The following is a 26685-nucleotide window of genomic DNA, read 5'->3' as shown; positions in this document are numbered from 1 at the left end:
GATCAGGTTGATAGGTCTGAGGTGGAAGTGTGGCGACACATGGAGCTGACAGATACTAATCGATCGAGGACTTAACCATATTTTGAATGATGTCACATCTGTTATCTAGTTTTGAGAGAACATCTCTCAAATTGTTTGGTGGCGATAGCGAAGAGGTCACACCCGTTCCCATGCCGAACACGGAAGTTAAGCTCTTCAGCGCCGATGGTAGTCGGGGGTTTCCCCCTGTGAGAGTAGGACGCCGCCAAGCAAGGTAAAACCCAGCTCATTGAGCTGGGTTTTTTGGTTTATATCTGTACTGATTTGTTTTCTTCAGTATCCATTTTATCGAGCTTTCTGATTTACAGGTTTTCTAATACTTTTAATGCCAATACAATCCCCAGCATGATCAACATGAGAGTTGTAAATAACCAAAATGCAGTATGTACTGAGAATTCATCTAGACGCCATCCAACTGCGATTGGCGGGATAGAACCGCCTAATCCGTTGGCAGCTAGCAGTATGCTTGTCGTTTGTTCTGTTTTTCCAAGGTAGAATTGATTGGTGATAATTAAAGCAATGGTAAACATGCCAGCCATAAATAAGCCTAAAAAGAAACAAAGAACAAACCCTGCAAAAATGGTTTTACTGATTGCTAAAATACAAAGTGAAATGAGGCCGCCGATATCAATCAGCCTGAGATAACGATGATAGGTTAGTTTTTCGGAAACCGGTTCGGTCAGTAAACGGCCTATGATCATACCGATCCAATATATTGTTACCGTTATGGTTGCTAAGGAGTTAGAAATCTCCCATTTCTCAGCGAAGATAGAAGGGATAAAGTGAACAATCGATACTTCACTGGCTCCATAAAAAGAAGTACGTAGCTGCTAAAGAAATAAACAGTAAGCCAAGTCTTCGAAAAACTTATAGGTGCTTGTTTTCCATTGCCCGAAGTGTCTGTTTGACGAATGAGCAAATCGTCTAAACTGCCAAAGCTCATTCGGCTCCAAACAAGCATCACAAGAAATGAAATTAGCCCCAATACCAGAAATGCCCATACATTATTACTAATTAAAAAATCAGACAGCAACGGCATGAAAAGGGTTCCTAAACCGTACGCTACTTCCATCTTACTCATGACGATTGCTTGTTTTTCTATAATTGCTGTTAAGATAATTGTTCCTACACAAGATTCTACCAGTCCGGGTATCATGTGCCGTGGATATGCCTCAGCTTGCTGAACTGATGATGTAGAAAACGCCGCTTGATAACTATGGGATGCCATTCAGGAATTGATGGGAATAGCTCCGTTGTCAAATGAGAGAAAAGATATTGCTGTTGTTAAAACGATTCTTGTTTCTCATCCGGATATGATATAATTCAAAGATGGCTTAAACCTAGTTTTAGCCATTTTTTTCTTCAGTATTCATCTTGCATATTTGATTAAAATTTAATATGATACTCTTTGTATAATAACTCCTTGCCTCTATACAACATACTCAACGTTTCCCCTTTTTCTTCGTTCGTTTGGCCTTTCCTTTTCTCCCGTAAAATAAAGAAAGCTCCCAGCACAATAGATACGGTGCGGATTTATTTTTTAAAAAAGGAGTCGTTATATTTGAATAATAGTTTTACATTAAAACAGCAATGGTTCGGTAATATCCGAAAAGACATTCTTGCTGGCATTTTAGTTGCATTAGCATTAATACCTGAAGCGATTGGCTTCTCGATTATAGCGGGTGTTGACCCGATGGTCGGTCTTTATGCGTCATTTTGTATAGCCATTATCATTTCTATTTTTGGCGGCAGACCTGGCATGATTTCAGCAGCTACCGGCTCAATGGCGGTCGTTATGGTGTCGCTGGTTGCTGATCATGGGCTTCAGTATTTATTTGCGGCTACGATTTTGACAGGAATCATTCAGATGATTTTAGGTATCAGTAAAATTGCGAGATTAATGAAATTTATCCCGCGTTCTGTGATGATCGGGTTTGTGAATGCGCTGGCGATCCTTATTTTTTCCGCGCAGCTTCCTCAGTTTGAAGGTGCTTCTTGGAGCATGTATGCGATGCTTGCAGGGTCGTTGGTTATTATTTATTTACTGCCGAGGTTTACGACTGCAGTTCCTTCTCCGCTTGTCGCGATTATTGTGATGACGATTATTGCGGTCGCTTTCCATGTGGATGTGCGGACGGTCGGAGATATGGGCAATATTTCTAGTTCGTTGCCTCATTTCTTAATCCCTGATGTTCCGTTCACCTTTGAAACACTGCAAATCATTTTTCCTTATTCGATTGCTTTAGCATTTGTCGGATTACTTGAGTCTTTGCTGACTGCACAAATTATTGATGAAATGACGGATACGGACAGTGATAAAAATAAAGAGAGCCGCGGACAGGGAATTGCGAATATCGTGACTGGTTTCTTTGGCGGCATGGCAGGCTGCGCTATGATTGGACAATCTGTCATTAATACAAAAGCGGGCGGACGCGGACGCTTATCTGCATTTGTTGCTGGTGCTTTTCTGATGTTTTTAATTGCCGTCTTGAGTACTGTCGTCGTGAAAATTCCAATGGCTGCGTTAGTGGCTGTTATGGTTATGGTTTCTGTCGGCACATTTGATTGGTCTTCTTTAAAAGGCCTCAAAAAAGCGCCGCTCACAGACTCTATTGTCATGGTTGTGACTGTGATTACGGTTGTTGTGACGAATGACTTGTCTAAAGGCGTATTCGTCGGCGTTCTCTTAAGTGCGGTGTTCTTTGTGGCAAAAATTTCGAAGCTGAAAATTGTTTCGCATGCAGGGGATCAAAAGCTGAGAACGTATCAAGTAAAGGGACAGATCTTTTTTGCTTCAGTGACTGATCTTACGAATGCGTTTATTTATCAAGAGGATATTGAGCGAGTCGTGATTGACTTAACTGAGGCCCATGTTTGGGATGATTCAGGAGCGGCTGCGCTTGATAAGATTGTTGCGAAGTTTAAGGAACAAGGAATTGAAGTTGAAGTAAAGGGTTTGAACAATGCTAGTAAAGCTCTTATGAAGCAAATGACATAAAGTGTGAAAGCCCAGATTGATGAGATCTGGGCTTTTTTATATCACATATGGCTGAACGGCATTGATATAATAGAGTGAGAAAGAAATATTTAATAGGAGACTTGTATATGACGCTTCAGAAGCTGAACCATGTATTGGGGAAAGTCATGCCGCTTTTAACGCCTGCTAGTGTTGTGCTGGGCGTGCTGCTGTCTCAATTTTTAAATGGGTATGAAAGTGCTGTGCCTTGGATCTTTGCTTTTATTACGTTTGCAGGCAGTTTGAGCGCTAACTTTCAATCTTTGAGACATGCGTTGTCTCATCCTCTTCCCATGATTCTTGCACTATTTGTTCTTCATATTTTCATGCCGATTTTTGCTTGGGGCAGCGGCCATCTTATATTTAAAGGCGATCCTTTGACAATCACAGGTTTAACATTGGCTGTTGTGATTCCTACCGGGATTACAAGCTTGATTTGGGCAGCGATGTATAAAGGGAATGTCGGTTTGACGCTTTCGATTATCTTGGTTGATACGGTGCTGTCACCATTGGTCGTACCGCTGAGCCTTTCATTGCTGGCCGGCGCTCAGGTTCATATGGATGTGTGGGGAATGATGAGAGGGCTGATTGTGATGGTCGTGATTCCTTCTTTTCTGGGCATGCTGTTTAATCAGATGTCATCTCCAGATAGAACCGCATCTGTTAGCAGTGTGCTGTCACCTTTTTCAAAGCTTTGTCTGATGGCTGTGATTGCGATTAACAGTTCAGCGATTGCCCCTTATTTTAAAGCAGTTGATTTGAGATTTGTAGGAATAGCTGTGACGGTCTTCTTTATTGCGTTAACAGGCTATGCCGCTGCTTGGCTGATCGGGAAAATAATGAAAAGGCGCCAAGAGGAAATTGTATCTCTTATTTTTACGGGAGGCATGAGAAATATCAGTGCCGGCGCAGTTCTTGCCGTTACATTCTTCCCGTCTCAGGTTGCTGTTCCGGTGGTGATCGGCATGCTGTTTCAGCAGATACTTGCCGCGTTGTTTGGCTATATGGTGAATCGTTTTGAATTAAAACCTGTATTGCAGAAAGCATGAAAAAACCGCTCAATCTTATGAGCGGTTTTTTCCGTATAGCCACTCGAGCGCAGTGATGAACTGTTGGCAGAAGTACTTACGGTGGTGCACCGCACCTTGTTCAATTGAAAGACATAGCTGATTTTCAGTGAAGCCTTTTTCTTTTAAACTTTGATGCACTTGCTTTGTATTCCGCAGCATATTTCGCTGTATAGATTGTTTTTCACAGCCTTCTTCACTGCCGACAGACATAAAGACACGTGCAGTGCCGGGCTTTAAAGAAGATAAATGAATGGCTTCGGCTGCGTTCTCGTACCAGTAGGAGCCTGAGATAGAGCCTATGTTTGCGAACACTAATGGATACTTTATTAAGGCGAACATTGAGATGAGTCCGCCTAATGAGGCACCGATCATTCCTCTTGACTGCGGTTCCCTGGTGACGTTCCAATTTTCTTCGATAAACGGAATGAATCGGTTTGTTATGTTAGACAGATAGTGATATCCCATGCCTCCGAAGTCCGGGAACCGATCACTGAGTGATGCAGCCGGCCAAGGGGTGTATTCATCCAGCCGACTTGCGGGTTCGATACCGATCAACACGAGCTCAGGCAGCCTTTGCTGCTGAAATGTACTTTCTAATAATTTGATTTGGTCTTGAAACAACGAACTTCCATCCTGCACGTAAACAGCAGGAAATCTCCTGCTGTCTGGGCTGTAGGAAGGAGGGAGGTACAGCGTAAATCTCCTTTCGCCGGCTTTGTGCTCTGAAAGAGATCCGTTCAAGCATTTTCCCCCTTTTTTTGCTTGAAAAGCAGGTATAAGAAATAAGGAACACCGAGGATCGCCAAAATGATGCCTGCGGGCACTTCCGCTGGCTGGAAAAACAGTTTTCCGGCAAAGTCTGCGCTTATTACAAGCAACATGCCGATTAAACCGCTCAGCGGCAGGATATTGCGGTGTTCGACACCAGCCAGTCTCCGTGAAATGTGGGGAGCGATTAAGCCGACAAACGCCATGCTGCCCGCTACGGAGACACAGGCGCTGATGATTGCTACGCAGGCGACGAGCAGGATGGTTTTTTCTTTATTTGATGAAATACCGAGGCTTCTGACTGTGTCTTCATCAAAACGAATGGTGTCCAGCAAGCGGGACTTGGCGATAAGAATAGGTATAAACAGCAGCATCCATGGGAGAACGGCTGTGATGTAAGTCCAATTGGCAGACCAGATGCTTCCGTTTTTCCACACCATGGCCATTTGATAGTCTTGCGGGTCCATTTTTAATGATAAAAACAAAGACAGGGCGCTGAATCCAGAATTGATCGCGATTCCTACCAGAATAATTCTTCCTGAATCTAAATTGCCTCTGTGCCATGCAAATATGTAAATCAGGAGCGCCGCAATCAGTCCGCCTATCAACCCGAAAAATGGCATTCCCATCGCCGCAACTATAGATGTCACTTCCTTCTGGCCTTGGAACAAGAGCATAAACGCCACAATCCCGGCTCCCGCCCCCGCGTTAATTCCGAGAATTCCCGGGTCTGCAAGGCCGTTTCTTGTGATGGCTTGGATGACGGCGCCCGCAATGCCAAGACCGAGTCCGATAATGGCCGCCATGACAATTCGCGGCAGTCTTAAATCGAACAGCAAAATTTTATACTGCGGATTCGGATCGATCTGAAAAAGAGTGGAGAGCAGCTCAGCCGGCTGAACGGAAAATGATCCGCTCGTTAAGCTAAAATAGCTGACAACGAGAATCAAAGCGATGAATACTGCATATTTTTTAGCCATTTTGCTCCCCTCCTTTTCGTTTAATCAAATAAAGGAAGAAAGGCACACCGATTATGGATGTCACGACTTCAATCGGTGTTTCAAACGGATAATTGATAAATCTGCTTGCGAGATCACACAAGGTTAAAAAGACTCCGCCCAAAATGCATGAACACGGAATCAGCCTGTTATAATCTGAGCCGACAAGAAATCTTGTGATATGCGGAACAACCAATCCGACAAACGCAATTTTGCCGGCGAGCGCTACGGCACTGCCGGTTAAAATGATGACTGAAAGCATCGCCATGATTTTAATGGTTTTTTTCTTTTGTCCCAGACTTTTAGAAATGTCGTCGCCTAATGATACAGCAGTCACCTTTTTGCTGAGGGAAACAGCTATCACGATGCCGACCAGAAAAAACGGTGCGGCAAGCTTCAGAAAATCAGGACTCATTTGATGAAGTCTGGCGCTGTACCAGAAACTGAGATCCTGCGATATTTGAAAATAAATCGACATGGCTGCTGATAAACTGCTAAGCAGCATGCTTGTAACTGTGCCGATAATGGCAAGCTGCACGGGGGAAAACCCGTTAGGCATCATGGCGGCAAGGCTGAATACTAGAACGGCTCCTAATGTCGAGCCGATAAAAGAGTAAATGATCATCTCAATGGAAGACGATTGCGGGAGCAGAACCATACAAAGCGTGATAATAAACGCGGAACCATCTGAAACGCCCATAATCGATGGCGAAGCTAAATAATTGCGCGTAATGCCTTGCATAAGCGCTCCAGAAACAGCAAGGGCTGCCCCTATGAGCAGAGCGCCGGCAGCCCTTGGAATCCGGGAATGCCATATAATTTGATGGTCTGTGTTTCCCGGATCGAAATGAATAAGAGATGTAAAAACAATATCTGTGCTTAGATGCTTTGCGCCATATAGGATCGAAAGCAGCAGCGACAGTGCAATAGCAAATGGAGAAGTAATCAATATGATACGTGTCCACTGTTTTGAATACATACAAAAACCTACTCTGAATTAGTTTTGTGTCAATTTTTCAGCAGCCGCTTTCAGGAAGCGGACTTTGCTCCAAGCTGTGCCGCCTTGTGCGAGAGGATCGACTGAGTTAACGTACACATGATCTTCTTTGACTGCTTTAAGGCTTTTCCAGATTGGATTTTTCTCTAAATCTTTTAATGCATCAGGTTTATCTGCATTTTCATCATCAGAAAATTGAACGAAGATATGGTCTGGATTCATTTCGCTTAATTTTTCTAATGAAATCAGTTCTTGCGCTTTTGCAGATTTTACTTCGTCCGGCGCTTTAAGACCTAAATCACCATAAAGTGTGGAGTTGAAGTACACCTGTTCAGGGTAAATGTAAATGTTGCCTTGTCTGATTCTAATGACAAGCGCTTTTGAATCTTTTGCTTTTCCGTTGATTTTTGTTTTTGTTTCTTTTAAATCCTGTTCATAGTCTGCAATGATTTTTTTCGCCTTTTTCTCTTTACCAGTCAGCTGGGCAAGGAGCATCATATTTTCCTTCCAGTTTGAAGAGATGTGAGAAACCGGGATTGTTGTGCCGGCTGTACTTATTTTTTGCAGTGTTTTTTCTGGGAACTTTGTTGAAGCAAGGATGACATCTGGCTTCATCTCAAGAATCTTTTCAATGTTTGGCTCCATTTTTTCTCCGGTTGGTTGGGCTTTGTCTGTGATGTCTTTGAACATTTCAGGGAATTTGCCGGAGAATGAAATCGCGCCTTGCGGATGAACGTCAAGCAGTTTCGCGTCTTCCATCGATTCAACGCTTCCCGTAATGGCAATTTTGTCTGTTGGTACAGTGACTTCATATGTTTTATCCAGGTATTCAATTTTCTTCTTCTCGGATGCTGTGCTGCTTGCCTTGCTGGCAGTTGATTCATTTTTGTTGCCGCAAGCTGCCGCTGTCAGCGCGAGAAGCAAGATTAATAAGGTAAGAGATATTTTTTTCATCTATAGAGCCTCCTGTTCAATTGATAACTATTATCAATTGGAATTATAGAGAATGAACGGATATAACGCCATGGACAAATTCCATATTTATCATGGACAATCACCGGATAGTAAAGAAATGGTTTGCTGAACAATCCGTTCATGGCCGCAAGCCGAGTATTCATTCCAAGGGTCAAAGGATAAAAGGTATACACGGTTATTCCGCACTGCGCTTAGGTTTTGCCATGCTTCTGTCTGCTGCAATTGCTGGTAATAAGCAATGGTTTCAGGCTCTTTAAATAGAAAAAGCATCAAGCAGTCAGCTTGGTAATTTGCGATATTTTCTACCGAAATCGCTTGCTCTGAAGGCGTGTCTTCCGTTTTTGCGGAGCGGAATTCTAAATCTCCAAAAAAGACTTCGCGGACGCTTCGATGATGTGCCAGATAAAAATTTTGCTTATGCAGCCTCAGAAAGAGAAAACGCTGCCCTTGGGCGTGCTGAAGTGTTTTTTTGGCGACCGCCGTCTGCTGGTCATAAGCCGCGAGCCACTTTTCTGCTTCGGACTCTTCCTTTAAGAATGAGGCGGTTTGCAGAAAGTGAGTTCTCCAGCTTTCTTCTGAAGGAAGATAAATAACTTCTGCGATGCGATTCAGATGATTTTTTTCTTCTTGAGAAATAGAATCCATGCTGAAAATCACATCTGGTTCGGCTTGAGATAACGTATTCAGGTTTTCTTCCCATTTTTCATTAAACCGGTATGCGCTGAGCTGGACGGGTATATCTGTCGAATAATGCTGATAGTAGTAAGACGTCCATTTTGGATGGAGCGCGGCCGCAAACGGTATGTGATGAAGAGGGATGAGGTGGCCCATTGTGCCCCTTCCGTACGCGGCAATTTTTTTTCGTCGTTTTTTCATATAGCTTGTAGGTGAGCAGCCTGTATGCTTTTTAAAGATTCTGCTGAAATAAAATTCATCTTGATAGCCGGTTTGATGAGCGATTTCTTTCAATTTGCAGTTTGATCTTGCCATGAGACGTTTTGCTCTGGTGATTCGCGTTTTTGTGATAAATTCTGTTACGCTTTGACCTGTCCATTTTTTAAAGGTTTCGCTGTAGTGTTTGGCGCTGATCCCTGCCATTTGCGACAACTGGGCAAGTGTCATTTTTGTTTCTGCATGAGTTTCGATGTATTGTTTTGTTTTCTCGATTGCTGAGTGTGTATCCGTTTGATCAGATACACTGGCAGTCATGAGGTCATAAATCAGGCTTTGTACTTCAATCATACATTTTAGGTGAGAAACCTGAGACGATTCATTCCATAGCGCAGCAAGCTCTTGAAGCCGGGCTGCAAGGTTTTCGATATGTGATATATTCACAAGCTTCAGTTTGGCTAATTCCGTTGCTGTACATGGCGTTAAGATATCTTGTCCAGATTCCTTGATATAGCTTTGAATCCTGATCAGACAGGTATCTATATGTCCTTCGGCTGCAGGCGTTAAGCCGAAGGTTTCGTTAGGCGGACAAACATAAAGCGTCTTTTTTTGCAGAGGACTGATGCTTGTTCCGATCGAAATATGGCCGTTTCCTTTGACATGAAAGATCAGTACGAATGAATCGGCTAATTGCTGTTCTGAGAAGAGATCACTTGTTTTTTTAAGATATTCAATTTGTATGGGATAATAAATCACTGTATTTTGCAAGAGTAGACCACCTTTTCAGAAACGTTCAATTGATAATCATTTTCAATAAGATTGTACCAAATAAATGAAAGTTTTCCTATATAAAGCGGGTGGGTTTTTGTCATAAAAAAACCCTTACTCCCGTTTGAAAGTAAGGGTCTTTTGTTCGGTAAGAATATGTTACACGTGTAACATACGAAGCTTACGTCTAATAGATGAGATGCTTTTTTCTTGTTTTACTGAATTGTTTGAGTGGTTTTTCATAGCGATCTATGATGTCTTCTATAGAAGTACCATTTTTAATTTCTGTTTTGATCCAGCCGTTGCCTGCCAGTTTATCAAATGAACCTGTTGCCAGGAACTCAAAATCCTCAGGATAGAGGTCGTGTATTGTTTTAATGAGTGAAAGGCCTGTTCTAACCGCTTCAAACTTTTTTCGGTCTGTCACATAGAGCTGAACACCGTGGCAAAGCATTCCCTGATGTTTAGAAAATGTCGGCGTAAAGGAAGCTGCCCTGAATGTGACGCCTGGCAGATGGAGTCTGTTTAATGTTTCTGCAAGTTCTGTGCTTTTGATAAAGGGAGCCCCAATCAATTCGAATGGCTTTGTTGTCCCCCGCCCTTCGGATATATTTGTTCCCTCAATCAGTCCGGTTGCAGGATATACAAATGTGCTCTCTACCGTCGGCATGTTAGGTGATGGGAGGACGAAAGGCAGGCTGGTGTCGTCAAAATCCATTTTCCGTTTCCAGTGTTTTATTTTTACCACTGTCAGATCGGCATCAATGTCAAATTCCTTATTGAACAGTAAAGCCAATTCCCCTATGGTCATTCCGTGCTTTAGCGGAATGGGATACAGTCCGACAAATGAGGCGTACTCAGGCTCTAAGACTGGTCCTTCAATATGATCCCCGCCTTGAGGATTCGGTCGGTCCAGCACCATAAAAGGAATGCCATTTTCTTTAGCGGCTTCCATAGCGTATGCCATTGTATAAATGTACGTGTAGTAACGGGTCCCGACATCCTGAATGTCAAACATAAGAACATCGACATTTTTCAGCATCTCTGGAGTCGGTTTCCTCGTTTTTCCGTAGAGGCTGTATACGGGAATCCCGGTTTTTTCGTCAATGTAAGAGCCGACTTTGTCTCCCGCCTGAGCATCGCCGCGGACGCCGTGCTCAGGGCCGAATAAAGCTGTCAGTTTAATATCATGGTTTTCGTGAAGAATATCGACACTGCTTTTCAGAGATGCGTTTACACCGGTTGGATTGGTGATTAATCCGATTCGTTTTCCTTTGAGATGTTTTTTATAAACTGGCAAAAGCGTGTCTATGCCGGTCTGGACTTTAGGTTTTTTAGCCGTTTGATTCTTGGAATCGGGTGATGCCGAGGCGGCTGTTATCGTTCCAAACATGATGAGCCCTGTGAGAAAAGCAAATATTGTTTTTCTCATGAGTCCCTCCTTATGAAAACGGTTTTCCCGTTTTGATATTTAATCCGTAGCCATATGGATAAAGGATGTCTCCCGGTTTCGTGACTGACGGAATGTCAACTGGGAGTGTGCCTTTAGGTTTTGCCTGGCCGAATATCGCCATAACTCCAGCTGGAATATTGGTTTGAAGATAACGGCCATTCGCGTATCCTTTAAAGCCATAGACAGCAATGAGCGCCTTAGCCTCCTCAAAATTGGCGGCATCATATGGATTGCGCATGCTCATTAAGACAAATGGCTTGTTGTGCTGCAGTGCGGCTTTCATGACAACCCTCGGAAATACAGTGGCCCATTTGCTTGAATCTGATATGGTGTCGTCGATGACACCGTCGTTGACGACAGGGTCATTTTTCACGACGTAGGAGCCGGTAATGATATAATCAGCCTCTTTTACTTGTTTTTCATGCTCGGCACTAAATACTTGGTTGGCAAAATTGATTTTGCTTAGGGACACGGGTTTGATTTTCTTTCGCTTGATGAGATCACGAATGGTTTGTTCAATTGAAGCGGTTTGTTCTTCGTAAGGCGCGATAATTAAGATTCGGCTGTCTTTTTTAGGTTTGAACGGCAAGGTGCGCTGTTCATTTTTTAAAACGGTCACTGCTTTTTCGGCTATATTTTTCTCTGCTTTCAAGTGATGCTTGCTTCCTACGATTTTCTGGGCTTTGGCTATTTTTTCTTTTATGCTGTCGTCATGTCGAGCTGGATACATACCGCGTTTTATTTTCAGGGAAATGATTCTTTCAACCGATTTGTTGATTTGTTGTACAGGAATGTCACCGTTGTTCACGGCTGCTTTTAAAGCTTGAATAACACGGGCGAATTTCTGTTCTTCTTTCAGAGAAGTAACTGAGGCAGGCATTAATGCAATATCGACGCCGGCTTTTACAGCCATCACGACAGCCTCTTCCTTGCCGAAATGATCTGCGATTGCTTTCATATTGAGAGCATCGGTAACTATGACGCCATTAAAGCACATTTCCTGACGAAGAAGACCTGTCATCACTTTTTTTGAGAGTGTAGCCGGAACCAGAATGTCCGATCCATCGAGTTTGCTTTTGTATGTGGTGCCATCAAAGGCAGGAAATTGAACGTGAGCTGTCATCACCATATCAGCACCGGCATCAATGGCTCTTTGAAAAGGATAGAGCTCGATCTCACGAAGGCGTTCTTGGCTATGGGGAACGAGAGGCAGTCCGTAATGGCTGTCAACGTCCGTGTCTCCATGTCCCGGGAAATGTTTGAGGGCAGAGGCTATATCTTGCCGCTGCAAACCTTTCATCGTGTATAAACCGAGTCGTGCTGTCAGTTCTCGATGGGAGCTGAATGACCGTACGCCGATGACTGGATTATCAGGATTATTATTAATGTCCAAGACAGGGCTGAAATCTGTATTAATGCCTAAGGCAGAAAGTTCTTTTCCAATGATGGTGCCAGTCTGATAGGCATTGATTCTGCTTCTGGCTGCACCCAGTGCCATATTCCCCGGGAAATTAGTCCCCTCTCCTAATCTCGTTACGATGCCCCCTTCCTGATCGATACTTAGCATGAGAGGGATTTTGCTGGTCTTTTGGTAAGCGTCTGTCAATTGAACAGTTTGTTTTGTTGTTTTTACATTTTCCGCAAAAAGGATGACGCCTCCAAATTGATATTTCTTGATGAGGCTAGCGACTTCCTTATTCATTTCTGTAAAGGCTTGCGGAGAAGACTCGCCCTCCTTTTGCCAATTTCTGAAATCAGGCATCAGCATCTGGCCGAGTTTTTCATCTAACGTCATGCGATTGACAAGCTGCTTGGCGTTGGGTGAGCTGTTGGATGAAGCAGCTTTTGCTTGGCTGGCGCCCAGAAAACATGAAAGAAAGAGAACGGCTGAAAGGATAAGCGGAAAGACAGGTTTCATAGAAACTTCCTCCTATCGTCGAATCATTTATTCCATCGCTTCATAAATCGCGGTAATGACGCTCCCGTAACTGCCTGTTGGAAATTGATCACCCTCAAACACGTTAGGATTTTCCTCTGGATCAGCAACTGGTGAATGCTTTTTGTTTGTTAACAATGCGATGCCTAAATTGTAAGTTGGATCAATGATCGTAACTGTCCCTGTCCAGCCGGTATGCCCGTAAGCACTTTCGCTGGCATAGGAGCCAAACATCCATTCCATGCTTTTACTGCCGTTTCGCCGCCAGCCAAGAGCGTATGTTGGGTCTGTTGCTGAAGGTGCCGTGAACAGGTCGGCTGTTTTCTGATCAAATAAAGAAACGCTTCGGTATGATCCTTTGTTTAGCATGACTTGCAGCAGAATGGCCATATCATCTGCATTTGAGAACAATCCGGCATGTCCGGACACGCCTCCCATTGAGTAAAATGCTTTTTCGTCATGCACTTCTCCTTGCAGCGTATCTGTACGGATGTTAGGGAAATGAATAAAGCCGTCCCGCGTATTGCCCATACGTTCAGTCGCTGCGAATTGCTTCGGTTTAAATCCTTTTTGTAACGGATTGTATAAGGTATGCTTCAGCCTCAACGGCTTGTAAAGTTCTTGCTCCGCATATACATCAAGCGGTTTACCGGTGAGATTTTCGACAATACTGCCGAGGAGCATATATCCTATGTCGCTGTATACGTGTTTTGTCCCTGTTTCATAATCGAGCGGAATTTTCGTTAAATATTCCATCGTTTTATTCCGGTCCTGAGAATAGTACATACCGGCTTTTTTCGGTGAGTAAAAGTAAAAGCTTGCGGGAAGTCCTGATTGGTGCTGCAGGACATCGATGACACGAATTTTGTTTTTTCCTTTTATGAGGTCTCCCGGCTGCTCCTTGAAATCAGGCAAATAGGCAGAAACCTTCTCATAGACGTCCAGTTTTCCTTGGGTGACTAAGCGCTGTAATGCAAAATTCGTTGCATACATTTTTGTATTTGAGGCCAAGTCAAACATCGTGCGGTTTTTCATTTTAACTGGACGGCGCAGCAGCTCTGATCCTTTGTACTTTTTACTGTAGCCGTACGCTTCTTTTTTAATGATGCGGCCGTCCTTCACGATGACAAGAACGGCGCCTGGAAATCCTGCTTCAACATCCCGTTCTATCATCCGATCAACCTTCCTTAGTTTCTTCGATGAGAATTGTACAGTTTCTGAATTTATGGTTTTCGGCTCAATTTGGTTATCTGCTGTTTGCGCGAAGGTTTCGTTCGACACCAATATGGAAAAAGTTAAAATGGCACTGAATAAGGAAAGTGTCTTTGTTTTCATAGGCTTGCTCCTTTCCATGCTTCTATCCCGTTACTATCCCTAAAACAGAAACCATTTAATCGAACTGAGAAGCCATTTCATCTTTATATCCGAACGCGTAGGTCAATAAAAAGCCGGCTGCGTAGGAAATAAAGAGTCCGATGATATATAGGATAATTTGTGAAGACAGGACGAGAAAGGAAAGCGGCAGCCCGGAGACACCAATGGCAATGGTGGCTACCTGAAAATATGCTTGAAAAGCGCCGCCAATTCCGGCTCCTAAGCATGCTGTTAAAAACGGACGTCCAAGTGGCAGCGTAACTCCGAAGATTAGCGGTTCACCAATGCCGAGAAACCCTGGGGGGAGCCCGCCGGCGATCGCTTTTCTTAATGTTGTTTTTTTCGTTTTGACAAAGATGGCAAAGGCCGCGCCTACCTGTCCCGCGCCTCCCATCGCCAGAATCGGGAGCAGAGGATCATTTCCAATTGAATTGATCAGTTCCATGTGCACAGGCGTCAAGCCTTGATGCAGTCCGGTCACGACGAGAGGAAGGAAGGTCGCGCCCAAAATAAAGCCTGCAGCTATGCCGCCGATGTCCAGGATGGACAGAAGGCCGGATGTAATGGCATCGGAAATGAAGCCGCCTAAAGGCATAAATACGACATACGTTACGATTCCGGTGATTAACAGTGAAACGGTTGGAGTGACAATGATATCAAGTGATTGAGGAATAAAACGGCGGATAAATTGTTCGGTGTAAGCGATGAATATGGCTGCGAAAAGAACTCCGATCAGCCCTCCCCTGCCCGGAAGAAGCTGTTCTCCGAATAAAACGATCTTTGCGATCTCCGGATTCAAAATCAAGATCCCCGCCAGAGCACCAAGAGCGGGTGTTCCGCCAAATTCTTTCGATGCGTTAATACCGACGAGAATGCCGAGATAAGTGAACAGCCCGGAGCCGATGACTGTCAAGATAATAGCGACTTGTGATTCTGCAGAGAGCCATTCGGCTTGAATGATTGCTTTGGTAATCCCAGTAATTAAACCGGAAGCGACGAGTGCGGGAATTAGCGGTATAAAGACGCTGGCAATTTTACGTAAGAAAAGCTTAAATGGAGTGGCATTTTTTCGGTTTATATCGGCTTTCTTTTTGGCAGCTGCATCTTTGACATCGATATCATCTTCTGCTGACACAAGCTTTGAGAAAGCGGCTGTGACATGATTGACGATTCCTGCTCCGAGGATGATTTGGATGGTTTCAGCTTCGACGACCCCCAATACGCCGTCAAGCTCTGTTAAAGCGTGAGCATCTGTTTTGCTTTCATCGTAAGGCGTAATACGCAGGCGCGTCATGCAATGCGTATACGATGAAATATTGGATTTTCCTCCGCATAGCTCAAGGATTTTCTTTGCGAGATGATGGTAGTTATTTTCTTTGCTCATCAAAACCCCTCCTCATCAAGATGCCTTATTTTTTTCTCATAGATTTTATGGCTGCTCTCGTTTTATCGATATATCCGGTTGTTTCTTCGTACCGCTCAGCTGCCATGCCTAAAAACAAAACATCAATCATAAAAAGCTGGGCGAGGCGGGAGGAAGTGGCTGCACTTCGAATCAGGGCTTCATTGGAGTGTGCTGTGTGCAACGGGACATCAGCGAGCGCGGAGACGGATGTCTGACTGAATTGTGTGAGGCTGATCGTTTTGATGCTTTTTTCCTTAGCCATCGTGAGCAGCTCAATGATTTCCTGCGTCTCTCCCGAAAACGAAATAGCGAATACGATGTCATCCTTATCTGCATTTGCGATTAATGATGCCACAAGATGAGTGTCTGTGAACGCGGTTGCTAGTTTATGAATGCGAAGCCACTTTTGCTGGGCGTCCTTGGCGACAATGCCGGAAGCCCCGACGCCGATAAAATGCACAGTATGAGCTTGGAGAAGCAGAGAAACCGCTCGTTCAAGCTCTTTGTAGTCCATCAGGTCTGAGGTGTCCTGAATGGCTTGAATGGCATTGCCGGCTGCTTTTTCAGAAATGGAGGACAGCGGTTCGTGGGGCGCAATGTCCCGGTAGCCTTGAACAGCAGGCTTTGCCAGATCGCCTGCTACTCTCATTTTTAAATCTTGAAAACCCTTTAGTCCGAGTGATTTGCAGAGCCTGATGACGGCAGCGTCACTTGAATTGGCTAAGGCGCTGATTTCGCTGACAGTGTTTTCTATTGCCTTATGGGGATGAGTTAGGATGTAATCCGCAAGTTTACGCTCGGATGGAGGGAGCTTGTGCTTCATTGATTGGATGATCGCTAAACCGCCTGTTGCCATGCTCGGTCTCTCCTTATCATGAATGGTAGTTTTCGATTGCTTTGTCTATAAAACCGTTTGCTTCCTCAAGCAATGTTTTAGCTTTTTCTTGATCTGTGCTTGTTTTGAGCATGAGGATTGCCGTTTTGACGTGATGATTGGCTTGTTCCAGTGTATGTCTGGCTGTGTCGTATGAAGCGTTAGTGAGGCTTTGGATGATGCTGATGGCGCGTTCTTTTAGTTTCTTATTGCTGACGTTGACGTCTACCATCAAGTTTTCGTAAACCTTGCCGATTTTGACCATTACTGCGGTGGATATCATGTTTAGAATCATTTTATGAGCGGTTGCGGCTTTCATACGTGTTGATCCTGTAATGGCCTCAGGCCCAACAACAACCTCAATGCTGTGATCCGCTTCCTTGCTGATGACGGAAGTTTCATTGCAGGTAAGGGCGATGGCGTGTGCTCCTACTTTACGGGCGTATGTGAGGGCGCCTGCGGCATAAGGTGTGCGGCCGCTTGCTGCAATGGCAATGACGGTGTCGTTTGACGTAAGCTGTATGTTTTTTAAATCTTCCGCTCCTGCTTCTTCACTGTCTTCAATGCCCTCTGCTGCCTGCAAAAATGCTTTGGGGCCTCCAGCCATAATTCCGATGACCTGATCTGGGCTTACGCTGTAGGTGGGAGGACATTCAACAGCATCCATGACACCTAGTCTGCCGCTTGTGCCGGCGCCTGTGTATATGAGCCGGCCACCATTTTGAAAAGAGTTGTATGCGCAGTCTACAGCTGTTTTAATATCAGGGAGAACCTGCTGAACGGCGGCAGCAACTTTCAAATCTTCGTTGTTGATCATCTTGAGGATGCCGAGAGTGTTTGTTTTGTGGATTTCCGCTGTTTGGCTATTGCGTGATTCTGTTGTAAGCCGGTGAAGGTTTAATGGTTCTGACATGAGGATGCCCCCTGTTTTAAAATGATGTATCTTACTATTCAGTATATTCACTTCCGTTATGATATTTCAACTGGATTTTATATTTTTGAAATTTTATTTCATCCGAGACTATAGGAAATAATGAAGAATCAGCTGTTCTCCGAGCGGCCCGATTTTTCGCCGTCCTTTATCTAGGAACCCGCTTTTCATATAAAGGTGTTTTGCGCGTGTGTTTAGGTGATTGACGGCCAAAATGATTTCATCGCACCATGGAAAATAACTGCTCACAAACGAGGGAAGCTGAAGCATTGCTTTTCTTGCATAGCCTTTTCCATGATGTACAGCGTTTAAAGACAGGGAGCTGAGCAGTAAAGCAAATGGATTGCTAGTATAGGGAGCAAGCGTTTCTTTTGATGTATGTAAAATGAAAAAGCCGACTGGCAGATTGTCATTTAAGATGACAGCCGGATACCGGTCCTGTATGCCTAAGGCCTGAGTCAGCACCTCTTTGGGGAGAGAGGTAAAGCGCTTGTCATCGTTGTTTAGGGTGAATGATTGAAGTTCCGGCGAATGTTCAGGTTTATAGAAGGATAAAGAAATGTCTTGAGTCATGGGGTGCCCTCCTTACAATATGTCGTCTAACTGGTTTTCTGAAATGACACGGCAGCCCGCTTGTTTTAGCAGTGCGGCGGTCACTCCGCTGCCGGCGATTTTTTTGCCAGTGAATGTGCCGTTATAAATGAAATTGCTTCCGCACGATGGACTGTTTTCTTTTAATATGACAGCGGATGCATTGATTTCTTTTGCGTAAGCTAATGTTTTAGCGGCGCCTTTCATATATAACTCTGTTACATCTTCTCCTGAAGCTGTCACGATTTTAGCGGTTCCATTGAGAACATCCTCGCCGGTGCCTCCGATGATTTCTGCAGGCTCACGGGGAGTGAAAAAGCCGCCGAGAAGCTCAGGACAAGCCATGACTGCTTTATTTTCATCGACGAGTTTTCTGATTTTCTCTGATGCGGCGTGAGAGCCGTTGTATCTGCATTCAATGCCTCCAAGGCAAGAACTGACTAGAATCATATTTGTTTCTCCTCTCTTGCTTCGCTTGTCTCTATCATAAAATAAATGACTAATGTTGGGAGGCTTTTTCAGTTAAAAAAGGAGTTAAAAAGTTTGAAAATAAAAAATTTAATTTTTCTCTTTACAAACAGGGGGTAACCTGTATATAATAACTTTTGTCAGCTCGACGAGAACACAAACGGCCCGTTGGTCAAGCGGTTAAGACACCGCCCTTTCACGGCGGTAACACGGGTTCGAATCCCGTACGGGTCACCATTTGGAGGATTAGCTCAGCTGGGAGAGCATCTGCCTTACAAGCAGAGGGTCGGCGGTTCGAGCCCGTCATCCTCCACCATCTTGCCGGTGTAGCTCAATTGGTAGAGCAACTGACTTGTAATCAGTAGGTTGGGGGTTCAAGTCCTCTTGCCGGCACTGTCTTTTCAAAATACGGAGGGGTAGCGAAGTGGCTAAACGCGGCGGACTGTAAATCCGCTCCCTCAGGGTTCGGCAGTTCGAATCTGCCCCCCTCCACCATTATTGGGCTATAGCCAAGCGGTAAGGCAACGGACTTTGACTCCGTCATGCGTTGGTTCGAATCCAGCTAGCCCAGTCACAGACACCTTTGACCAAAAGGTGTCTTTTTTTATTTTGTGAAAATCATTCCAACTTCTAACTGTTCAGTCTGTATAATAATTTTAAAAATATGTTAAGGTAGTTTATTCACGAATTACCATCTACACCCTGCCAAAAATTTGTTAAACTTATTTTATAAAAAATTGAAACCTTTTAAAACGAAGCTCGTATACATACAGACCGGTGAAGGCAGAGGTTAGATAAATATGGAAATGATGATTAAAAAGAGAATTAAGCAAGTCAAAAAAGGCGACCAAAATGCATTTGCGGACATCGTAGATATTTACAAGGATAAAATTTATCAGCTTTGCTACCGTATGCTTGGCAATGTGCATGAGGCGGAGGATATTGCACAGGAGGCTTTCATCAGGGCGTACGTTAATATCGACAGTTTTGATATTAACCGGAAATTTTCAACTTGGCTTTATCGAATCGCGACCAATTTGACTATTGACCGCATTCGCAAAAAGAAGCCGGATTATTACCTCGATGCAGAGGTGGCTGGTACGGAAGGCTTGACCATGTATTCGCAAATCGCCGCAGACGGAGTTTTGCCAGAAGATGAAGTAGTGTCGCTGGAGCTCTCAAACACGATTCAGCAGAAAATTTTAAAGCTTCCTGACAAATACAGAACAGTTATCGTATTAAAGTATATTGACGAACTCTCATTAATTGAAATCGGCGAGATTCTAAACATTCCTGTGGGGACTGTGAAAACGCGGATTCACAGAGGCAGAGAGGCTCTTCGAAAACAATTAAGGGATCTTTAAGTGGGGTGATGAAATGAGCTGTCCTGAACAAATTGTGCAGCTTATGCATATGCATCTTGATGGAGATATCCTTCCAAAAGATGAACACGTATTAAATGAACATCTTGAGACATGCGAGAAATGCAGAAAGCATTTTTATGAGATGGAAAAATCTATAGCGCTCGTCCGGAGCACATCGCATGTCGAAGCCCCCGCGGATTTTACCGCTAATGTCATGGCTAAATTGCCTAAGGAGAAGAAAAGAGCTTCTGTGAAAAGGTGGTTCAGAACCCATCCTGTTATCGCAGCTGCTGCGGTATTCATCATTTTGATGGGCGGAGGTTTTTTAAACAGCTGGCATAATGACCACAACTTCAGCGTGTCTAAGCAGCCGAATCTTGTGGTGCAGAACCATACTGTGATCGTGCCTGAAGGTGAGACGGTCAAAGGTGATGTCACTGTCAAAAACGGCAAGCTGATTATTAAAGGAAAAATAGACGGGGATGTAACCGTCGTAAATGGCGAAAAGTATATGGCCTCTGCTGGACAAGTAACTGGTCAGATTGAAGAAATCAATCAATTATTTGACTGGACATGGTATAAATTGAAGTCTGCGGGGAAAAGTGTACTCAATGCATTAAAACCGAACGAAAAAGAGTAAAGCGTGTCAGCCGCTTTGCTCTTTTTTTACGGGCTGTAAGGGCTGGCGCATTTCACTTGCCGAATCGAAATGTGGTATAATGGGCTCGCTATGCTAAGTACATATGCGTAACACGTTAAACACAAAATACGAAATGACTGAAATCTTGGAGGACGAGGAAATGGCTTTTGAGGATATCCCTTTTTTGCAGTACCTCGGCAATGCCGTTGATATTCTCCTTGTTTGGTATGTGATATATAAACTTATTATGGTCATACGCGGCACGAAAGCGGTTCAGCTGTTAAAAGGAATTGTCGTGATCGTGCTTGTCCGTATGGCCAGCCAATATTTGGGCCTCGGCACGCTTCAATGGCTGATGGACCAAGCGATAACATGGGGATTTTTAGCAATTATTATTATTTTTCAGCCTGAGCTGAGAAGAGCGCTTGAACAGCTTGGCCGGGGCCGCTTTTTCTCAAGGAGCGGCACGCCTGTGGAGGAAGCGCAGCAGAAAACGATTGAGGCAATCACAAAAGCGATCAATTATATGGCGAAACGCCGTATAGGCGCCCTGCTGACCATTGAGCGGGACACTGGAATGAGCGATTATATTGAGACCGGCATCCCATTGAATGCCAAAGTCAGCTCTGAGCTGCTGATCAATATTTTTATACCGAACACCCCGCTTCATGACGGTGCTGTGATTATGAAGAATAATGAAATTGCCGCTGCCGCCTGTTATCTGCCGCTTTCGGAAAGCCCGTTTATTTCAAAAGAACTGGGTACGCGGCACAGAGCGGCTGTCGGTATCAGTGAAGTGACAGACAGTTTGACGATTATTGTGTCTGAAGAGACCGGCGGCGTCAGTGTGGCAAAGAACGGAGACCTTCACAGAGAGCTGACCGAAGAAGCGCTGAAAGAAATGCTTGACGCCGAGTTTAAGAAAAACACCAGAGACACTTCTTCTAACCGCTGGTATTGGAGGGGCAAGAAAAATGGATAAATTCTTAAACAATCGCTGGGCTGTGAAAATTATTGCTCTGCTTTTCGCGCTCTTGCTTTATGTGGCGGTCAACAGCAATCAAGCACCAACTCCGAAAAAACCGGGTGAATCTTTCTTTCCAACATCAACAATTGATGAGGCAACACTGACCGACATTCCGGTCAAAGCGTATTATGATGATGAAAACTACGTCGTGACGGGTGTTCCGCAAACGGTTAATGTCACGATAAAAGGCTCGACAAGTGCTGTGAAAAAGGCTAGACAGACCAAGAATTTTGAAATATATGCCGACATGGAAAATTTAAAAACCGGTACACATAAGGTTGAGCTAAAGGCCAAAAACGTGTCGGATGGGCTGACAATCTCAATCAATCCGTCTGTTACGACAGTTACGATTCAAGAACGGATGACCAAAAGCTTTCCTGTAGAAGTGGAGTACTACAATAAAAGCAAGATGAAAAAAGGCTATTCTCCGGAGCAGCCGATTGTCAGTCCGAAAAATGTGCAGATTACCGGATCTAAAGATGTGATTGATCATATTTCTCTTGTGAAAGCTTCAGTGAACCTGGAGAACGCAGATGAAACGATTGAAAAGGAGGCAAAAGTGACTGTCTATGATAAGGACGGAAACGCGCTTCCTGTGGACGTGGAGCCTTCGGTCATCAAGATTACCGTTCCGGTGACAAGCCCAAGTAAAAAAGTACCCTTTAAAATTGAACGGACAGGAAGCCTTCCTGACGGTGTCAGTATAGCGAATATTGAATCCAGCCCCAGTGAGGTAACGGTTTACGGCTCGCAGGATGTGTTGGATTCTCTTGAATTTATAGACGGCGTCAGCATAGATTTAAGCAAAATTAACAAGGATTCCCATATCGAGGCAGATATCCCGCTTCCCGACGGTGTCAAAAAAATCTCGCCGTCAAAGGTGACTTTGCATATAGAAGTAGATAGTGAAGCGGATCAGAAGTTTGAGAATGTCTCTATTAAGACTGTAGGGCTGAGCAGCTCGCAAAACATTGAATTTCTAGACCCTGATTCGCAAGCGATAGACGTGACGGCTAAAGGCTCTCCCAGCAATATAAAAAAACTGGAAAAATCAGATATTGAATTGTATGTGAATGTTTCAGATTTAGATGACGGGGAGCATAGCGTGAAGCTTGAAGTAAACGGGCCTCAAAATGTAACCTGGTCCTTGGGACAGAAAAACGCCAAAATCAAGCTGACGTCTAAAAAAAGCAATACATCAACTAATGACAACAGCAGCAATACATCAGGGAACCAGGATGACACAGGTCAACAAACGAATGATCAAAAGAACAACCAGCAAGAAGATACAACGAAAAACAGCAATGATCAAAAACAAGACGAACATAAAGATCAAAACCAAGATCAGGGTGAGGACGAATCTACTGCGGGTTCACAATCATCATCAGAATAAAAAAGGAGCGATTATAAAATGGGCAAGTATTTTGGAACAGATGGTGTAAGAGGTGTCGCCAATAGTGAGCTTACACCTGAGCTGGCCTTTAAAGTCGGACGTTTCGGCGGATATGTGCTGACAAAAGACAAACAACGTCCAAAAGTGCTGATAGGCCGCGATACACGCATCTCCGGCCATATGCTGGAGGGAGCCCTTGTCGCCGGACTTTTATCCATTGGCGCAGAAGTCATGCGTCTGGGTGTCATTTCTACACCTGGTGTATCTTATTTAACAAAAGCGATGGATGCAGAGGCAGGCGTCATGATTTCTGCCTCTCACAACCCAGTGCAGGATAACGGCATCAAGTTTTTCGGGGGAGACGGATTTAAGCTTTCCGACGAACAGGAGGCTGAAATTGAACGGCTGATGGACGAACCGGAGGATAAGCTGCCAAGACCGGTCGGAGGCGATCTCGGGCTTGTAAATGATTATTTTGAAGGCGGCCAAAAATATCTGCAATTTTTAAAACAGACAGCTGATGAAGATTTCACAGGCATTCATGTGGCGCTCGACTGTGCTCATGGCGCAACATCGTCCTTGGCGACACACCTGTTTGCTGATTTAGATGCAGATGTTTCAACAATGGGCACTTCCCCGAACGGGTTAAACATTAATGACGGCGTCGGATCGACACATCCAGAAGCGCTCAGCGCGTTTGTCAAAGAGAAAAACGCCGATCTCGGACTTGCGTTCGACGGTGACGGCGACCGCCTGATTGCGGTCGATGAAAAAGGAAATATCGTTGACGGCGACCAAATCATGTACATATGCTCAAAATACCTGAAATCAGAGGGCCGCTTAAAGGATGATACAGTCGTTTCAACCGTGATGAGCAACCTCGGTTTCTATAAGGCGCTCGAAAAAGAAGGCATCAAAAGCGTTCAGACAGCTGTCGGCGACCGCTACGTAGTAGAAGCGATGAAACATGACGGCTACAATGTCGGCGGTGAGCAGTCAGGACATCTTATTTTCCTTGATTACAACACGACAGGGGACGGATTATTGTCTGCTATTATGCTGATGAACACATTGAAAGCGACAGGGAAGCCGCTGTCAGAGCTTGCAGCTGAAATGCAGAAGTTCCCGCAGCTGTTAGTCAATGTGAGAGTAACTAATAAATATAAAGTCGAAGAAAATGAAAAAGTAAAAGATGTTATTTCTGAAGTTGAAAAAGAAATGAACGGCGACGGCCGGATTTTGGTGCGCCCTTCAGGCACTGAACCGCTCGTCCGTGTTATGGCTGAAGCGAAAACGAAAGAGCTGTGCGATGAATACGTAAATCGCATTGCTGAAGTTGTGCGGTCAGAAATGGGATTGGAGTAACGAAGCCTATCATCAGAGAGCGAACAAGACAAGCGAGGTTTACATATGATAATGGTGAGACATGCGGCAAAGTTGTTTAAAAAACAATTGACCGTGCATGGCACATGCTGTAAAATCAAGCTTGTCTTGTTCTTATTTTCTCTGAGGAAGAAAAGACGGGATTATTGCTTCACCTATAATTATAGCGCCCGGACTAAGCGCCCGAAAAAAAAGGCTTAGTTGACGAGGATGGAGGTTATCGAATTTTCGGCGGATGCCTCCCGGCTGATTATGCAGATCACAGCCGTAAGGATTTCTTCAAACCAAGGAGGCGACTCCTTGCACAAAGAGAAATCACATGATCTTCCAAAAACATGTAGGAGGGGACGATTGAAAGTCCCCTTGAAATTCGACTTTCTTCGTCTCCTTTTACCATCTTAGGAGGAAGAAATTATGTGTGGAATCGTAGGTTATATCGGTCAGCTTGATGCGAAGGAAATTTTACTGAAAGGGTTAGAAAAGCTTGAGTACCGCGGATATGACTCTGCGGGTATAGCTGTTGCCAACGAACAGGGGATTCATGTGTTCAAAGAAAAAGGACGCATTGCTGATCTTCGTGAAGTTGTGGATGCCAATGCAGAGGCCAAAGCCGGAATTGGCCATACTCGCTGGGCAACACACGGCGAACCAAGCTATCTGAACGCTCACCCGCATCAAAGCGCACTGGGCCGCTTTACACTTGTTCATAACGGCGTGATCGAGAACTATGTTCAGCTGAAACAAGAGTATTTGCAAGATGTAGAGCTCAAAAGTGACACTGATACAGAGGTAGTTGTTCAAGTAATCGAGCAATTTGTCAACGGAGGACTTGAAACAGAAGAAGCGTTCCGCAAAACACTTACACTGTTAAAAGGCTCTTACGCAATTGCTTTATTCGACAACGAAAACAGAGAAACGATTTTTGTAGCGAAAAACAAAAGCCCTCTATTAGTCGGTCTTGGAGATACATTCAACGTCGTAGCATCTGATGCGATGGCAATGCTTCAAGTGACCAATGAATACGTAGAGCTGATGGATAAAGAAATGGTCATCGTCACTGATGATCAAGTTGTCATCAAAAACCTTGATGGTGACGTGATTTCCCGTGCTTCTTATATCGCTGAGCTGGATGCCAGTGATATCGAAAAAGGCACATACCCTCACTACATGTTGAAAGAAACGGATGAGCAGCCTGTTGTCATGCGCAAAATCATCCAAACATATCAAGATGAAAACGGCAAGCTGTCTGTGCCTGGCGATATCGCTGCCGCTGTAGCGGAAGCGGACCGCATCTATATCATTGGCTGCGGAACAAGCTACCATGCAGGACTTGTCGGTAAACAATATATTGAAATGTGGGCAGGTGTGCCGGTTGAAGTGCATGTAGCGAGTGAATTCTCTTACAACATGCCGCTTCTGTCTAAGAAACCGCTCTTCATTTTCCTTTCTCAAAGCGGAGAAACAGCAGACAGCCGCGCGGTACTTGTTCAAGTCAAAGCGCTCGGACATAAAGCCCTGACAATCACAAACGTACCGGGATCAACGCTTTCTCGTGAAGCTGATTACACATTGCTGCTTCATGCAGGCCCTGAAATTGCTGTTGCGTCAACGAAAGCCTACACTGCACAAATCGCAGTTCTTGCGGTTCTTGCATCTGTAGCTGCAGACAAAAACAGCATTGATATCGGATTTGACCTCGTCAAAGAACTTGGTATCGCTGCAAACGCAATGGAAGCCCTTTGCGACCAGAAAGACGAAATGGAAATGATCGCACGTGAATACTTGACTGTATCCAGAAACGCTTTCTTCATCGGACGCGGCCTTGACTACTTCGTATGTGTCGAAGGCGCACTGAAGCTGAAAGAGATTTCTTACATCCAGGCAGAAGGCTTTGCCGGCGGAGAGCTGAAGCACGGCACGATTGCCTTGATCGAACAAGGTACACCAGTATTCGCACTGGCGACACAAGAGCACGTAAACCTAAGCATCCGCGGAAACGTCAAAGAAGTTGCCGCTCGCGGAGCAAACACATGCATCATCTCACTGAAAGGCCTAGACGATGCGGATGACAGATTCGTACTGCCGGAAGTAAACCCAGCGCTTGCTCCATTGGTTTCTGTTGTTCCATTGCAGCTGATCGCTTACTATGCTGCACTGCATCGCGGCTGTGATGTTGATAAGCCTCGTAACCTTGCGAAGAGTGTTACTGTGGAGTAAAATGTTTAACCCCTTTGGTTGTTTTTGTGGCTTTAAAATTTGTAAAAAAGATGAGATGTTTAAAATAAAGTTACGACGTTTATAAAAATGTTGCGATGCTTTTTCCC

The 26685-nt window shown here is 44.4% G+C and carries 21 protein-coding genes, 5 tRNA genes, 1 rRNA gene and 1 pseudogene; 14 read left to right on the top strand and 14 right to left on the bottom strand.

Annotated features, from left to right (window positions below; all coding sequences use genetic code 11):
• Positions 1-134: 134 nt before the first annotated feature.
• A 5S ribosomal RNA gene (gene rrf / locus ACY3LV_RS04785) occupies positions 135-250 on the top strand.
• Positions 251-341: 91 nt separating this feature from the next.
• On the opposite strand, the pseudogene ACY3LV_RS04780 reads toward rrf, so the two are convergent.
• Positions 342-1186 (bottom strand): annotated as a pseudogene (locus ACY3LV_RS04780) (MFS transporter); the annotation flags it as partial.
• 414 nt (positions 1187-1600) lie between these two features.
• Between ACY3LV_RS04780 and ACY3LV_RS04775 the strand changes: the two are divergent.
• Positions 1601-3037, top strand: a complete 1437-nt coding sequence (locus tag ACY3LV_RS04775; RefSeq protein WP_333561340.1) for a SulP family inorganic anion transporter — start codon at positions 1601-1603, stop codon at positions 3035-3037.
• A 146-nt stretch (positions 3038-3183) separates the two neighbouring features.
• On the top strand, positions 3184-4104 hold the full coding sequence (locus tag ACY3LV_RS04770) for a bile acid:sodium symporter family protein (protein ID WP_333561353.1): 921 nt from the start codon (positions 3184-3186) through the stop codon (positions 4102-4104).
• 15 nt (positions 4105-4119) lie between these two features.
• Here ACY3LV_RS04770 and ACY3LV_RS04765 read toward each other — a convergent pair whose 3' ends face one another.
• From ACY3LV_RS04765 to ACY3LV_RS04705, 13 genes are all read right to left on the bottom strand, one after another.
• Complete coding sequence (locus tag ACY3LV_RS04765; RefSeq protein WP_333561339.1) at positions 4120-4866, bottom strand: alpha/beta hydrolase-fold protein; 747 nt, start codon at positions 4864-4866, stop codon at positions 4120-4122.
• Positions 4863-5873, bottom strand: a complete 1011-nt coding sequence (gene feuC, locus ACY3LV_RS04760; RefSeq protein ID WP_333561338.1) for an iron ABC transporter permease FeuC — start codon at positions 5871-5873, stop codon at positions 4863-4865. The genes ACY3LV_RS04765 and feuC overlap by 4 nt, the downstream gene beginning before the upstream one ends.
• Positions 5866-6870, bottom strand: a complete 1005-nt coding sequence (locus ACY3LV_RS04755; RefSeq protein WP_148962805.1) for a FecCD family ABC transporter permease — start codon at positions 6868-6870, stop codon at positions 5866-5868. Before ACY3LV_RS04755 ends, feuC begins: the two co-directional genes overlap by 8 nt.
• A gap of 18 nt (positions 6871-6888) precedes the next feature.
• A complete protein-coding gene (gene feuA / locus ACY3LV_RS04750; protein WP_464863461.1) occupies positions 6889-7842 on the bottom strand; it encodes an iron ABC transporter substrate-binding protein FeuA in 954 nt (317 codons plus the stop codon).
• Positions 7843-7932: 90 nt separating this feature from the next.
• Positions 7933-9522 (bottom strand): bacillibactin transport transcriptional regulator Btr, encoded by a 1590-nt coding sequence (gene btr, locus ACY3LV_RS04745; protein WP_148962807.1) that lies wholly within the window; start codon positions 9520-9522, stop codon positions 7933-7935.
• A 187-nt stretch (positions 9523-9709) separates the two neighbouring features.
• Positions 9710-10954: an exo-beta-N-acetylmuramidase NamZ family protein gene (locus tag ACY3LV_RS04740; protein ID WP_464863460.1), complete on the bottom strand. Its 1245-nt coding sequence runs from the start codon at positions 10952-10954 to the stop codon at positions 9710-9712.
• Positions 10955-10964: 10 nt separating this feature from the next.
• Positions 10965-12893: a glycoside hydrolase family 3 protein gene (locus ACY3LV_RS04735; protein ID WP_464863459.1), complete on the bottom strand. Its 1929-nt coding sequence runs from the start codon at positions 12891-12893 to the stop codon at positions 10965-10967.
• A gap of 27 nt (positions 12894-12920) precedes the next feature.
• Positions 12921-14246 carry a penicillin binding protein PBP4B gene (gene pbp4b, locus ACY3LV_RS04730; RefSeq protein WP_464863458.1) on the bottom strand — a complete coding sequence of 442 codons (1326 nt, stop codon included), beginning with the start codon at positions 14244-14246 and terminating at the stop codon, positions 12921-12923.
• A gap of 55 nt (positions 14247-14301) precedes the next feature.
• Complete coding sequence (locus tag ACY3LV_RS04725) at positions 14302-15669, bottom strand: PTS transporter subunit EIIC (protein WP_464863457.1); 1368 nt, start codon at positions 15667-15669, stop codon at positions 14302-14304.
• Positions 15670-15694: 25 nt separating this feature from the next.
• On the bottom strand, positions 15695-16546 hold the full coding sequence (locus ACY3LV_RS04720; protein ID WP_333561330.1) for a MurR/RpiR family transcriptional regulator: 852 nt from the start codon (positions 16544-16546) through the stop codon (positions 15695-15697).
• A 16-nt stretch (positions 16547-16562) separates the two neighbouring features.
• A complete protein-coding gene (gene murQ, locus ACY3LV_RS04715; RefSeq protein ID WP_464863456.1) occupies positions 16563-17477 on the bottom strand; it encodes an N-acetylmuramic acid 6-phosphate etherase in 915 nt (304 codons plus the stop codon).
• 108 nt (positions 17478-17585) lie between these two features.
• Positions 17586-18068, bottom strand: coding sequence for a GNAT family N-acetyltransferase (locus ACY3LV_RS04710; RefSeq protein WP_148962814.1), 483 nt, complete (start codon positions 18066-18068; stop codon positions 17586-17588).
• A 12-nt stretch (positions 18069-18080) separates the two neighbouring features.
• On the bottom strand, positions 18081-18536 hold the full coding sequence (locus tag ACY3LV_RS04705; protein ID WP_148962815.1) for a 2-thiouracil desulfurase family protein: 456 nt from the start codon (positions 18534-18536) through the stop codon (positions 18081-18083).
• A 180-nt stretch (positions 18537-18716) separates the two neighbouring features.
• Here ACY3LV_RS04705 and ACY3LV_RS04700 point away from each other — a divergent pair.
• From ACY3LV_RS04700 to glmS, 11 genes are all read left to right on the top strand, one after another.
• A tRNA-Glu gene (locus ACY3LV_RS04700) sits at positions 18717-18791 on the top strand.
• 3 nt (positions 18792-18794) lie between these two features.
• Positions 18795-18870: transfer RNA gene (locus ACY3LV_RS04695), tRNA-Val, on the top strand.
• A gap of 4 nt (positions 18871-18874) precedes the next feature.
• Positions 18875-18947, top strand: a tRNA-Thr gene (locus ACY3LV_RS04690).
• 17 nt (positions 18948-18964) lie between these two features.
• A tRNA-Tyr gene (locus ACY3LV_RS04685) sits at positions 18965-19049 on the top strand.
• 4 nt (positions 19050-19053) lie between these two features.
• Positions 19054-19125 (top strand) — tRNA-Gln (locus tag ACY3LV_RS04680).
• A 229-nt stretch (positions 19126-19354) separates the two neighbouring features.
• The gene (sigW, locus tag ACY3LV_RS04675) at positions 19355-19918 is read left to right on the top strand and encodes an RNA polymerase sigma factor SigW (protein WP_087992004.1); all 564 of its coding nucleotides are present in this window, start codon (positions 19355-19357) and stop codon (positions 19916-19918) included.
• A 13-nt stretch (positions 19919-19931) separates the two neighbouring features.
• Positions 19932-20558: an anti-sigma-W factor RsiW gene (gene rsiW / locus ACY3LV_RS04670; protein WP_087992005.1), complete on the top strand. Its 627-nt coding sequence runs from the start codon at positions 19932-19934 to the stop codon at positions 20556-20558.
• Between the two features lie 160 nt (positions 20559-20718).
• The gene (gene cdaA, locus ACY3LV_RS04665) at positions 20719-21540 is read left to right on the top strand and encodes a diadenylate cyclase CdaA (protein WP_464863455.1); all 822 of its coding nucleotides are present in this window, start codon (positions 20719-20721) and stop codon (positions 21538-21540) included.
• Positions 21533-22978 (top strand): CdaA regulatory protein CdaR, encoded by a 1446-nt coding sequence (cdaR, locus tag ACY3LV_RS04660; RefSeq protein ID WP_464863454.1) that lies wholly within the window; start codon positions 21533-21535, stop codon positions 22976-22978. Before cdaA ends, cdaR begins: the two co-directional genes overlap by 8 nt.
• 18 nt (positions 22979-22996) lie before the next feature.
• Positions 22997-24343 (top strand): phosphoglucosamine mutase, encoded by a 1347-nt coding sequence (glmM, locus tag ACY3LV_RS04655; RefSeq protein WP_333561327.1) that lies wholly within the window; start codon positions 22997-22999, stop codon positions 24341-24343.
• A gap of 432 nt (positions 24344-24775) precedes the next feature.
• Entirely contained in the window at positions 24776-26578 is a 1803-nt protein-coding gene (gene glmS, locus ACY3LV_RS04650; RefSeq protein ID WP_333519072.1) for a glutamine--fructose-6-phosphate transaminase (isomerizing), read from the top strand.
• The last annotated feature ends 107 nt before the right edge of the window (positions 26579-26685 follow it).

Source organism: Bacillus sp. 11C, assembly GCF_055486375.1.
The sequence above is the reverse complement of the archived record's forward strand: the minus strand, read 5'-3'. Positions and strand labels throughout refer to the sequence as shown.

What these genes read in the sequence shown, in the direction of transcription:
- ACY3LV_RS04725 (WP_464863457.1), bottom strand. Translation starts at nt 15,669, where the DNA reads ATGAGCAAAGAAAATAACTACCATCATCTCGCAAAGAAAATCCTTGAG.
- sigW (WP_087992004.1), top strand. Translation starts at nt 19,355, where the DNA reads ATGGAAATGATGATTAAAAAGAGAATTAAGCAAGTCAAAAAAGGCGAC.
- ACY3LV_RS04710 (WP_148962814.1), bottom strand. Translation starts at nt 18,068, where the DNA reads ATGACTCAAGACATTTCTTTATCCTTCTATAAACCTGAACATTCGCCG.
- cdaA (WP_464863455.1), top strand. Translation starts at nt 20,719, where the DNA reads ATGGCTTTTGAGGATATCCCTTTTTTGCAGTACCTCGGCAATGCCGTT.
- cdaR (WP_464863454.1), top strand. Translation starts at nt 21,533, where the DNA reads ATGGATAAATTCTTAAACAATCGCTGGGCTGTGAAAATTATTGCTCTG.
- rsiW (WP_087992005.1), top strand. Translation starts at nt 19,932, where the DNA reads ATGAGCTGTCCTGAACAAATTGTGCAGCTTATGCATATGCATCTTGAT.
- glmS (WP_333519072.1), top strand. Translation starts at nt 24,776, where the DNA reads ATGTGTGGAATCGTAGGTTATATCGGTCAGCTTGATGCGAAGGAAATT.
- murQ (WP_464863456.1), bottom strand. Translation starts at nt 17,477, where the DNA reads ATGTCAGAACCATTAAACCTTCACCGGCTTACAACAGAATCACGCAAT.
- ACY3LV_RS04735 (WP_464863459.1), bottom strand. Translation starts at nt 12,893, where the DNA reads ATGAAACCTGTCTTTCCGCTTATCCTTTCAGCCGTTCTCTTTCTTTCA.
- ACY3LV_RS04705 (WP_148962815.1), bottom strand. Translation starts at nt 18,536, where the DNA reads ATGATTCTAGTCAGTTCTTGCCTTGGAGGCATTGAATGCAGATACAAC.
- ACY3LV_RS04720 (WP_333561330.1), bottom strand. Translation starts at nt 16,546, where the DNA reads ATGGCAACAGGCGGTTTAGCGATCATCCAATCAATGAAGCACAAGCTC.
- pbp4b (WP_464863458.1), bottom strand. Translation starts at nt 14,246, where the DNA reads ATGAAAACAAAGACACTTTCCTTATTCAGTGCCATTTTAACTTTTTCC.
- ACY3LV_RS04770 (WP_333561353.1), top strand. Translation starts at nt 3,184, where the DNA reads ATGCCGCTTTTAACGCCTGCTAGTGTTGTGCTGGGCGTGCTGCTGTCT.
- feuA (WP_464863461.1), bottom strand. Translation starts at nt 7,842, where the DNA reads ATGAAAAAAATATCTCTTACCTTATTAATCTTGCTTCTCGCGCTGACA.
- ACY3LV_RS04755 (WP_148962805.1), bottom strand. Translation starts at nt 6,870, where the DNA reads ATGTATTCAAAACAGTGGACACGTATCATATTGATTACTTCTCCATTT.
- ACY3LV_RS04740 (WP_464863460.1), bottom strand. Translation starts at nt 10,954, where the DNA reads ATGAGAAAAACAATATTTGCTTTTCTCACAGGGCTCATCATGTTTGGA.
- feuC (WP_333561338.1), bottom strand. Translation starts at nt 5,873, where the DNA reads ATGGCTAAAAAATATGCAGTATTCATCGCTTTGATTCTCGTTGTCAGC.
- glmM (WP_333561327.1), top strand. Translation starts at nt 22,997, where the DNA reads ATGGGCAAGTATTTTGGAACAGATGGTGTAAGAGGTGTCGCCAATAGT.